General features: G+C 38.6%; 7 protein-coding genes and 1 pseudogene. 2 read left to right on the top strand and 6 right to left on the bottom strand.

Annotation, left to right across the window (positions count from 1 at the left end; genetic code table 11):
- From ON09_RS26260 to ON09_RS18870, 6 genes and pseudogenes are all read right to left on the bottom strand, one after another.
- Nucleotides 1–297: pseudogene (locus ON09_RS26260) on the bottom strand (hypothetical protein); the annotation flags it as partial.
- 100 nt (nucleotides 298–397) lie between these two features.
- Nucleotides 398–730: a hypothetical protein gene (locus ON09_RS18895; RefSeq protein WP_029204468.1), complete on the bottom strand. Its 333-nt coding sequence runs from the start codon at nucleotides 728–730 to the stop codon at nucleotides 398–400.
- Between the two features lie 190 nt (nucleotides 731–920).
- Complete coding sequence (locus ON09_RS18890) at nucleotides 921–2,693, bottom strand: mechanosensitive ion channel family protein (RefSeq protein ID WP_010602632.1); 1,773 nt, start codon at nucleotides 2,691–2,693, stop codon at nucleotides 921–923.
- A 776-nt stretch (nucleotides 2,694–3,469) separates the two neighbouring features.
- On the bottom strand, nucleotides 3,470–3,889 hold the full coding sequence (locus tag ON09_RS18880) for a putative quinol monooxygenase (protein WP_010602630.1): 420 nt from the start codon (nucleotides 3,887–3,889) through the stop codon (nucleotides 3,470–3,472).
- A 123-nt stretch (nucleotides 3,890–4,012) separates the two neighbouring features.
- Nucleotides 4,013–5,122, bottom strand: coding sequence for a Gfo/Idh/MocA family protein (locus ON09_RS18875; RefSeq protein WP_010602629.1), 1,110 nt, complete (start codon nucleotides 5,120–5,122; stop codon nucleotides 4,013–4,015).
- A 125-nt stretch (nucleotides 5,123–5,247) separates the two neighbouring features.
- Complete coding sequence (locus tag ON09_RS18870) at nucleotides 5,248–6,765, bottom strand: cryptochrome/photolyase family protein (protein ID WP_238533743.1); 1,518 nt, start codon at nucleotides 6,763–6,765, stop codon at nucleotides 5,248–5,250.
- Between the two features lie 773 nt (nucleotides 6,766–7,538).
- Between ON09_RS18870 and ON09_RS18865 the strand changes: the two genes are divergently transcribed.
- Both ON09_RS18865 and ON09_RS18860 read left to right on the top strand, forming a co-directional pair.
- Entirely contained in the window at nucleotides 7,539–10,826 is a 3,288-nt protein-coding gene (locus ON09_RS18865) for a SusC/RagA family TonB-linked outer membrane protein (protein WP_010602627.1), read from the top strand.
- A 15-nt stretch (nucleotides 10,827–10,841) separates the two neighbouring features.
- A partial coding sequence (locus tag ON09_RS18860) for a SusD/RagB family nutrient-binding outer membrane lipoprotein (RefSeq protein ID WP_010602626.1) occupies nucleotides 10,842–11,425 on the top strand: 584 nt, incomplete at its 3' end.

The raw sequence follows: 11,425 nt of genomic DNA, 5'->3' as shown, positions 1-11,425 counted from the left end.
ATATGCGATTTGTTTGATGGACTGCCCCACATCCTGTAGCGATCGTTTGCTTTCCAGCAACAGCAATTGATTACAAAGTTGATTCAGGGTAAACCCAAGACTTTCTTTAAGTATCTCATTCATCCTTTTTGGTGACAATCCAACTTGAGCAGCATAGAATGTGACTGGCTGCTGTGTCTTGAAATTAGATTCTATCAGTTGCAGCAAACGAATTATTCTTTCGTCTTTATGGGAGAAGCTGAGAGGTAGTGCGTTAGTGAATCTATGAAGGATTAGCAGAAAGGCTTTGGTATACATTTTCAGTAGTTTCATGTCACATTCTCCCTGAAATTCAGATTGCAGCAGGAAAAATAATTGCTTCAGTTCAGTTAGCTTGTCTTTTGGAATTGCTATTCCCTTATTTTCGAAAGGCAGAAAAAGTTGGTTGATTGCCGTTTCCGTTATCGCGTGAAAAAAATTCTTCGGAAAAAACGACTACTCTTGCATTTGGCAGGCTTTGCGATGGAATAGCATGTACCTGATTTTTTGCTATGAGAAATACGGTGTTTTTTTTTATTGGGTAAGGTTCGAAGTCGATATAGTGTATATCCTGATCTTCTGTAAACCAGATGATCGCATAAAAATGAATGCGGTGATGAAGAAAATGCTGACCAAATGCCACCTTTTTTTCTGATACCATAAAAGGGGTATTTGGAAGAACATGTACAGGTAGCATTTCTTTTTCCTTCATGGTTCTTAAATATAAAGTTTTGGGTTTAAAATGATATATATATCCACCAAGCTATTTCTTTTCTTTTGCAATTCATTTCAATCAAAATTAAGTGAACAATTTGCTGAAAGCCAATCACACTTTTTACATCAATTTCATCGTTTTTGTTTTATGATCTATCAGGAACGTCTTTTTCAAAAGGAATTTGAAATCATTCCTTCCTTATTACGTTATAACTTGGCGATAACATTTCTATGCCTGCAGCATTAAGCTCGTCTTGAATATGTTCGAGCAAGCTACTGTAAATTAGCGCTTGTTTGCCTGCCTGGTCGGTGTAAGCATTAACTTGGTAAGATACATAGAAATCATTCAAACGAGTTTGTAGCACAAAAGGTCGGGGTTCTTGCAGGATAAAATCGGATTTGAGCGCTGCTGAGATAAGGATCTCATAAGCTTTTTTCCAAGGCACATCGTAGCCTAACGTTACCTCGTAGTGAACAATTAATCCATTCGTTTTCGCCTGGCTAGAATAATTTACAGTGCTGCTGGAAAGCACCATGGAATTAGGTACAGTAACGTCTTCATTTTTTATCGTTCTGATTCGGGTAACCAACATTGTTTTTTCGATAATATCACCGGTTACTTCACCAATTTTTACCCTATCGCCAATACGAAAAGGCCTCATGTAGGTAATCACCAGGCCAGCTACAATATTTGTGATCGCACTTGATGATCCGAGGGAAATCAAAATCCCCAGAAAAACCGAAACACCTTGAAATGCAGCAGATCCTGAACCTGGCAGATAAGGAAACACAATCACCAGCATAAAAGCGTAAAGAATAAACCTGATGATATTAAATGTCGGTACCGACCATTCAGGGTGGAAGCCGTTGATTTGAATATTTCCCCGCTTAACTTCCTTAAAAAAATATCTTACTGCTTTGAGTGAGAATTTGAAAATCAGGTAAATCACAAGGATCGTAAACAGGTTCGGCAGATACGCCACAATTCCATTTAATGCCACTTTAAGTGGGCCTAAAATCCAGTTCAAAAGGGTGCTGGTCCAGCTTTCTGTTTCAGGAAACACACTGAAAAGTAAGGGTAAAGATAGGTAGATCAGCAGTAAAGTGACGATAAGCCTTAAAGCGCTATTTATTTTTAAAAATATCAACGCCAAATCCTGTGCAGGGATAACTTTCACGGTTCCAAGTTTCAAGCCGGCGTTAATTTTTTGTGTACGATACATGATGTACTTTTTACTTTGCCTGAAAGCCCAGTTAATCAGTGCTACCATGAAGATTAATAACAGAAGAATCAAAACCGCCAGACCGATGCGTTTAGCCCAATTGGTTAAACTATGTGATTCACGCTCTCTTTGAACGGTCTGTTTAATGGTTTGTAAATAACTTTGAGCCAGTTCCGCATTTGTCTTTCCAAACCAAAGTCCGTCCAGATTAGAAACGGTCATTATAATTTCCTGGTTTTTATAAATGATGTCGAAATTATCCGTCGCCGACTTTATTTTCAACGAGTCTGGAGAATAAAATGCATCATCGTACAGACTATTAATTTTTTTTGTGATGGCCAATGCCCTTTCGCGAGCACTGAAAGAGCCCGTTATGGTAAAAATATTAAAGAGTGTATCGTGATTCAAAATGACTGGATATGCTTTCGCATCAACCTTTAACTTTTTTATTTCGGCGGCTTGTTGTATGCTTCTTAACGAGTCATTAACGGCAATTTCGCGAAGTTTTGCTTCCAGTTCACGGGTTTTTGATTTGTCGCCAATGGCATCACGCAATTGTGCCTCCAGCTGGATCTTTACCAGTGAATCAATTTGTTTCTGCTGTTGATCTTTAATTAATTTTACCTCATTAATCAATAAATTTTCACTGGTCACAGAATCGGTTTGCTGTGCTGAAAGATAATTTCCAGTGAGCAGTAAGCTGCAGGCAAAAATTATTTGTTTGATAATGATACGCATTTTAAAATCTTCTTTTTCTGACTTGGACTGGGAAAGCTATTAAATTAACTTTACTGTACCAACTTCTGACCGTATATTTTTAGTGAACGACCAGAACGGTTCGGGGCAATTGTATTCTGCATCATAACTGGTGTAACCTTAATTACCTATCAACATATCGGGGATAGGGAAGTTTGTTGCCAGCGCATCATTTCTGAAGTTTTTAGGTTGCTCAATAGTGCCGCACACCATCAGCCTAAAAATATCAACGCCTTGTTTTAATCATCCAGGCGATCAAACAAATCAGAAGGCCAGGTATTGTTGCATATATTGGTAGCCAAACAAAAAGTAAAGCACTTGTTGAAGATCCTGAAGCCAATTGGTTGATATCAAAATACCAACTGACAATTGCCACTAGTGGAAACAAAACGAGTGATATAATAGCCAATAGATAAAAGACGAAAATGGTAGTTCCCTTCACTTTGCTAAACACCTTTACCTGAAAAAAATAAAATATGAATATCGGAAGTAACTGATATAGAGAAAAGTAATTTATACCCAGTATTAGAAAAATAAGTATGGAGATCAATATGAGCAGTGCAAGGACAATTTTGTTATTCATCATTTTATAAACCGACTGACCAACGAAATGTTTGCGGGCTTTCTTTTCGTTCAATGACAAAGAAATGCCATATGATCTGATCGCTATCTCTCGGAAGTTAAAAAGAGGTGTTTATTGAAGTATCAATGTCAATTTGTTTCTAATAGCTGAGGTGATTAGCTTTTGAGGATGGTTATTAATGATTGAAAAGGAGATTTTTCAATTCAATAGCGATCGGGGCAACCTCAATCAGCTCTAGTTTTTTAACCATTTTTAAAGTGCCATTTTTGTACTTCAGGAAATGTTTGGCTTGTAAATGTTGCAAGTAGGCTTTTTCGCTGGCATATACTTCAAATACAGTAACTTTTAATGGATCTGATTTGTCATATACCGCTTGCAGTGCGATAACACCAGGTTCCAAAGATACGGCGGCTTTCGCGTGTTCAGCCAATGCTGATTTATATTGTTCCAGGTATTCTGGATATACTTCTATTTTTGCAATCCTAAATTTCCTGTCATCCTTTTGGGCTAGCGCAACTCCAGGGATGATTGTGGCGAAAAACGTTAGTGCAAACAGATAAACGATTTGGTAGGTTTTATTTTTAGATTTCTTCATTTTGTGTATGTATTTATTTTTTTGCGATCATGATTTTAAGACTGAATAGTACTGAACATGATTGTTCCTGAATTAGGCTTTTTCCGCATTTTCACTTTAGTAACGAATTAAACCATCAAAGGCCTATTTAATTAGCACACGCCGGCCAGTTTTGGCAGAAATTCTAGCAGCTTCGAGGATCTTCACTACAATAAGGTTGTTTTCCAAACCAGTCAGATCCTGCTCAGGATGAATTTCATTTCGCAATAATGCTGATAAATAATTTAGCGGACTGCTGATGTTTCTGGAAAGTGTGGCTGCAGTGGTTTCTTTATAAGTTGCACCTTCTTTTTCTTTTACTCGCAGTAAGGTTGGATTGACCGCCTGGATATAACCAGTTTGACCAAAAATTTCCAAGTCTTTAATCGAGAAAGGCCAGTTCCAGGAAGCTTCTATGATTCCGGTAGCTTCAGGATATTCAAGTAGAATGGTTGCATCGTCATCTACATTCGGATATACATCTTTTTTTAATTGTCGGGTAATGGCCGTAACAGCTACTGGCGCTTTGCCATCCATTAACCAGGTCATCAAATTAGCGCCGTAACAACCAAAATCTACAATTGCACCACCACCATTTTTAACTGGGTCGGTCAACCAGTTTAAAAATTCGGAACTTACGTTTATTTCTTTTGGCCCCTGGTGTCCATCATGAACCACCATCTTTCTGATTTTTCCAATTTCATTATTGGCTTTTGTTTTGCGATACGCTTCCTGATTACTTGCATACCATGTAGTTTCGTAGTTGGTTAGTAGGTGAATCTGGTATTGCCTGGCAAGTTGTGCCATGCGTTCGGCTTGCTTAACAGTTGTAGCCAATGGCTTCTCTACCATCACAGAGATTCCCAAGGGTGCAGCGGCCTCCACAACAGCGAGGTGATCATTAATGGCATTGTATGCCAATACAACTTCTGGTTTCTTTGTTTTTAAGAGCAACGGCAAATTCTGGTTGAATATTGAATCGGGTAAGTTATAGCGCTTTTTGAAACGCATAATTAAATTAGCATCGCTTTCTGAAATGCCTACAATATTTACCTCGCCTTTTTCATAACTATTCATTATTTGATAGACATGGTCATGGTTCAGGCCGGCCACCACCACATTCAGTTTTTTCTGAGCATGTACCGTGGTGCAACATAGTATTAAGATTAGACTTATGGCAAGCGAATGAATTTTTGGGAAGAAATTTTGTTTCATTTATGTGGGTTTTATTGCAATTTAACTTTATGTATTTTAAGTTGTGCAGGTTGAGCGAATTTCTTTTTTTGTAAAATCAGTAACGGAGTGAGCTGATCTTAAATGTAGGTCATAATTAAAAATATCTACAATTCTTCGAGATGATCAAGGTAATAGCCTGCTTGATGCAAGATGGCTTCTCTTTCTTCCGATGACTTTTTATCCCATATACGATACACCCCAGACAAGCGAAAATTTAAGCTCAGTTTATCGCGGTGAAGATCATGAAAATTCCAGTAAAGGCTATTGAACGGGCAAGCATTGTCGCCGGTTTTTTCCTTTCGGTCGTAATGGCAACTTTCGCAGTAGTTACTTTGTTTATGGATATAGTTGGCACTGGCAGTATAGGGTTTAGATCCAGTAATGCCACCATCTGCGTACTGGCTCATGCCCCTGGTATTGGTTATTTCCACCCATTGAATAGCATCAATATAAATTCCGAGATACCAAAAGTCTACTTCATCAGGGTTGATGCCAGCAAGAAGTGCAAAATTCCCGGTAATCATCAGTCGCTGTATATGATGAGCATAGGCATAGTCCAATGATTGTTTGATGCTATGCTTGAGGCAATTCATTTTTGTGTTTCCCGTCCAATACCAACCTGGTAATTTTCTTTGATGGTTAAAATAATTCATCTTTTCAAAATCCGGCATTTTTAGCCAGTAGATTCCACGCATGTATTCACGCCATCCAATAATCTGCCTGATAAATCCTTCCAGCTGGTTAATGGTGATTTGTTTTTCAGATTTTTCCCAACTGTCGATAGCAGCGTTTACAACTTCTTTTGGGGAAAGCATTTTAGTGTTCATTGCAAAAGATAACCTGGAATGGTATATGGCCCATTCCTCAGCATGCATCGCATCCTGAAAAGTACCAAACAATGGGAGGCAAGATTTGGTGAAATAATTTAACATTTCAATTGCTTGCTGGCGGTCAATAGGCCAAAAAAAGTGTGCAGAATTAGTGGTGCCTATGGTTTTAATTTTTGCTTCTATAATTCGATCGTATTGTTGCTGAACATTATTATCAAACAATATTGTCGCATTGGGCTTGTGCTTTTTAGGTAATTTGCTTCTATTCTCCTCATCAAAATTCCATTTTCCTCCCACAGGTTTTTCACCATGCATGAGTATATTGTGTTTCTTTCGCATTTCCCGGTAGAAATTCTCCATTAATAATCCCTTTTTTCCAGAGAAAAAACTTCCTAATTCCTCCCGGTCTGTATAGAAGTGCTCGGTATCATAAGCTTGCGTTGCTATTGGCAATTTGTCGCAAAATGTTCTGAGATCTTTATCCAGCCTAAATTCATCTGGGAGCTGATATTCAAACTTTTGTATATTATATTTCTTTATCAGATCTTCGCTGTTATCTTCAAAATTTTGCCTGTTGGAGGGATTATCAAGTTTAAGATATAATACCTCATGACCTTTCGATTTAAGCAGATCGGCGAAATTTTCCATTGCTGCGAAAAACGCACAAATTTTCTGGATATGATGCCATACATAATCGGTTTCGGTACGTAACTCCATGATTACATACAGCACTGTTGAATCCCGTTCGTTATACCAGGAATGTTGGAGATTAAGTTGGTCACCCAGTATCAATCGGAGTGTTTTGTATTTATGCTGCATAACTATCGACTAAATTGTAATACTATTCATCAGGAATTTGTTGTATAAATGCTACGCTCATTCGTTCAGGTAACGAGTAGAACATGAGGTTGCAACTATATGACTAAAAATTGCCTGCCAATGAATTATAATCCTGCAATAAAACTTTATAAAAAGGTAAAAGTTTTTGTCATGATGATCGCTTTCAGAACATAATCAGAAAGAGGTGAAAGGGATTTAACAATATATTTAACCAAAGTAGTGATCGATCTCGTTTTTCGCTCAGATAGGCTATCGTAAGGCATTGAGCATGATTTGATTTTCTTCAACAAAGATTACTATCGTTTGAAGATATCACGAAAAAAATCCATTCGAAGCTATACTATGAACTGTAACAATTATGTTTGCTTATCATAAGTGTTCACAGTAAAATTCAAATCATCCTAATTCGTACTTTTTTGCTATAAATACTTAAATGTTTGCCGTAGTCTAATTAGAAGCTATGATTGTTTCTATCTTATCTTTTAAAATCAAAATACAGTTATGATTTATTTTCATCTGTAAGAGAATTTTAGAACTAATAGGAGTAGGATATATGATATGCGCTATTATTAATATAATCTTTAAATGCTAAGTTTGTTCGATTTACATGATCTAAATAACGTATTAACTAAATTTATTAGTAAATAAATCGTTGTGTTTATCCTGGTAATTCGCATTGGTATTCCCGATGTGCAAACAATATCCCTATCATTTTAAATTCATTTATGACTAAAGCGCTACTTTATATAGCTTTCCTGCTATCTATTTATTCCTGCCCTGTAATCGCTCAAAACAGAATCATCTCCGGAACGGTGAAAGAAGCAGAAACAAACCTCGTTCTTCCCGGCGTTACAGTAAGTATAGCAGGAACAACAAAAGCAACAACAACAGATAAAAATGGATATTATGAAATAGCTGTAACTGATAATGCAGCGTTTATTTTGTTTTCTGCAGTTGGTATGATAGCGTATAAAGAACCTATCGGAAGCAAAACATTAATTAATGTATTGCTGAAAGCCGATTCCAGACAACTATCAGAAGTTATTATCAATGCCATTGGGGTAGAAACCCAGCGGGATAAGTTTGGCTCCTCCGTTTCTACGGTGAAAGGCGCAGCTATTGCCAGCTCTGGTGAAACCAGTTTATTAACAGGTATCAGCAGTAAAGTTTCAGGAGTTTTAATTACCAGAAATGGTGGCGATCCGGGTTCGGGTGGTTATATACAAATCCGGGGTCAAAATACCATTAATGGGAATGCGCAACCGCTATTTATTGTCGACGGGATGCCGGTGAGTAATTCCAGCGATAATGTTGGTACTGCTGCAGGTAACGGGATTATTCAGCAATCCAGGATTAACGACATCAATCCGGAAGATATCCAAAGTATGGAGGTACTGAAGGGTGCTTCTGCTGCGGCACTTTGGGGAACCCGGGCTGCAAACGGAGTGATCATCATCACCACAAAAAAAGGGAAAAATTCTGACGGAAAAGTAAATATTGCTTTCAAATCTACCTTGTCGCTCGATAGAGTGAATAAATTACCTGAGCTTCAAAGCACTTATGGGCAGGGAACATCTGGATTTTACAATCAGGGCGATAAGCTGAGTTTTGGCGATTTAATCTCTGTCCGATCTGGTGGAGCTGATACTTATATCACCAATCCTGGTGCAAGTGGTTATCAGGGATATACTTTGCTGCAGGATGGAACAAGAAGGTACGCCATTGCGGCCGGAAACGCTGCTAATCCACATGGGGGGAAAAATTCACGGGAGGTATTTGACAGGTACGCTGATATATTTCAGACTGGACATTTTATAGATAATTCGCTCGCTTTAAGCGGCGGCGATGCCAAGTCGAATTTTTTTATCAGTTATGCTAATCTCAGCCAGGATGGGGTCATCAAAGCTTTCAGTGAGTATGACCGAAATACGGCCCGGGTGAATGCGGCTACGAAATTTAATTCCTGGATCAAAGCATCCGTAAACCTAGGTTACACTAAAACAAAATCGTTTAGGGTACAGGAGGGTGATAATGTAGATGGTTTATTGTTGGGTGCCACCAGAACTCCGGCAGATTTCAATAATGCATTATATCAGGGAGTTTATACAAATGTTGCCAATGAGGTATTACAAAACGCACATGTATCTTACCGTAATCCCCTTGGAAAAGATTTAAGTACCATTTATTCCAATCCGGTGTGGAACATCAATAACAACCGAAATAGTAGTAATGTTGATCGTTTGACAGGGGTTGTAGAACTAGGTTTAACGCCGCTTTCGTGGCTGGCGATTACCGGCCGCTCGGGAATTGACAATTATGTAGATGATCGAACGGAACGCTTTGCAAGGAATTCCGCATTGTTTTTGAATGGTTTTTTATCTAAAAACCAGGTTTCAGAAAAACAGTTTAATACTGATTTGTTTGCTGCTGCAAATAAGAAATTTAATAAAGACTTTAACGGGACATTAATACTTGGTGTTAATTATAACAGCAGAAGAAGAGCTACACAATCTGATGCCATATCAAATTTAATTGTGCCGACAGCGCCAGACATATTAACCAATGCGCTGAATTCTAACCTCTCTGCAAGTAACTACAGCTCCCTCATCCGCACTTATGCGTATTACGCACAGGCAGATCTAGAGGCTTATGACATGTTGTTTTTGACACTTTCGGGAAGATCTGAAAGCGCTTCAACCTTTGGTACCAATGCCAATAGTAGTTTTTTCTTTCCATCTGCTGCATTAGCCTGGCAGCTTACCAAAATTAAAGGACTGAATGATATACCATTTCTTGATTTTGCTAAACTTCGCTTAAGCTGGGGACAAGTAGGGATTCAGCCTCAGCCATATCTTAACTTCACTACCTTTAGCCCAGCCATATATGGCGACACTTTCACCCGTGGTTTATCTTCGGTAAGTAGCTTGTATGGAGGAGGTTATGTTAGAAGCCTGACTGAGGGCAATGACAACCTTCGCCCCGAGCGAAAAACTGAAAGTGAAATAGGTTTAGATTTGCGACTGTTTAATAACCGCTTAAACGTTTCCGCAACTGCTTATACCAATCAAACCAAAGATGTAATCCTGCCATTAAATGTACCAAGCGAAACGGGTTTTACTATCAAAAATGCAAATGCGGCTGTTCTTTCCAATAAAGGATTAGAAATTGATGTAAATGGAGATGCCGTTAAAATCGGTGCTTTCCGTTGGAATCTCTCTGCGACATTTGCCATGAATAGAAATGTGGTAAAATCTTTGGCAGGTGCAACTGTTTACACCCTGCCGGATAGCTATATGCAGAACGCTTCGCTGATCCCTGGTCAGCCGTTTGGGATATTTTATTCAACAGATTTTTTAAAAGACAGTAACGGAAAATATATTCTGGATGGTAATGGTTTTCCGCAGGCGGGTATCAGCAATGAAATTATTGGTAATCCCAATCCCAAATGGCAAGGAGGTTTAGGAAGTACTTTTTCTTATAAGAATATATCACTATTTGTACTTTTCGATCGCATCTATGGAAACGATTTTTTCAACGGAACCAGAGGCTCGCTTTATAGTATTGGTACACATGCTGACCAGGGGCAAACCGTTATTGCACCTTTGGGTGGATTGAAGGATGTAAATGGTAATTTGATTGCCGCCGGAACTTCATTTCAGGGCCAGATTAAAGACTTTGGTGCCGGACCAGTTGCAATTAACCAGGCTTGGTGGCAGGGAAGAGGATCTGCATCCAATTCGGCTTCTTATAAGCAATTTGTAGAAGATGCCAGTACGACAAGACTTCGCGAAGCGACCTTAAAATATTCGATTAATGTCAAATCAATTAAGTTTTTATCCAGTCTCTCTAGCATAGATTTGAGCGTAACTGGCCGAAATCTGGTGTTGTGGACAAAATACACTGGTACGGATCCCGAGGTAAATATCTCAGGGGCAGGTTTAGCCCGGGGTCAGGATTGGTTTACCAACCCAAACACAAAATCGCTTCTCTTTTCAGTTCAGGTAAGATACTAATTTAATAAAGCCTTTATGACAACAAAATATATACGAAATACTTTATATGTACTTTTAATAGGATGTACTATTGCCATTAGCGGTTGCAAAAAGTTATTTGATCAACCGGATATTAATAATAATCCAAACGCAGTAACCAATATTGACCTGCCAACGCTTTTTAGCGGAACCTTACTGGGCGTTTCGCTACTACATGAAGATACCGATGTACGGATTGCTAGCATGTGGTCAGGTCAACTCAATGGACTTAATCGGGCCCATCTTGGCTATTCCCAATACATTGTTTCTTCCCAAAACTTCTCCTGGAATACGATTTATTCTGTGGCAGGTCAGGCAAGATTGATCCAGCTTAAAGCAGATTCTGTAGGCAATAAGTGGGGGAAGGGCATCGGTCAGATTCTTGAAGTTTTCGCCATTCAAAAAGTTACGGATTTGTATGGTGATGTGCCTTATAGCCAGGCATTTGATGGGAAAAGCTTTCCAACGCCGATTTTTGATCGGCAGCAGGATGTTTACAAATCTCTTCTGAACGTTTTAGATGATGCCATCCTGAATCTTTCAGCTACCTCTGGTTCTGCTTTTCCAACAAAAGATTTCAT

Source organism: Pedobacter agri PB92 (genome assembly GCF_000258495.1).
In the GTDB taxonomy this organism is placed as follows: domain Bacteria; phylum Bacteroidota; class Bacteroidia; order Sphingobacteriales; family Sphingobacteriaceae; genus Pedobacter; species Pedobacter agri.
This window is presented reverse-complemented; position numbering and strand designations above follow the sequence as displayed.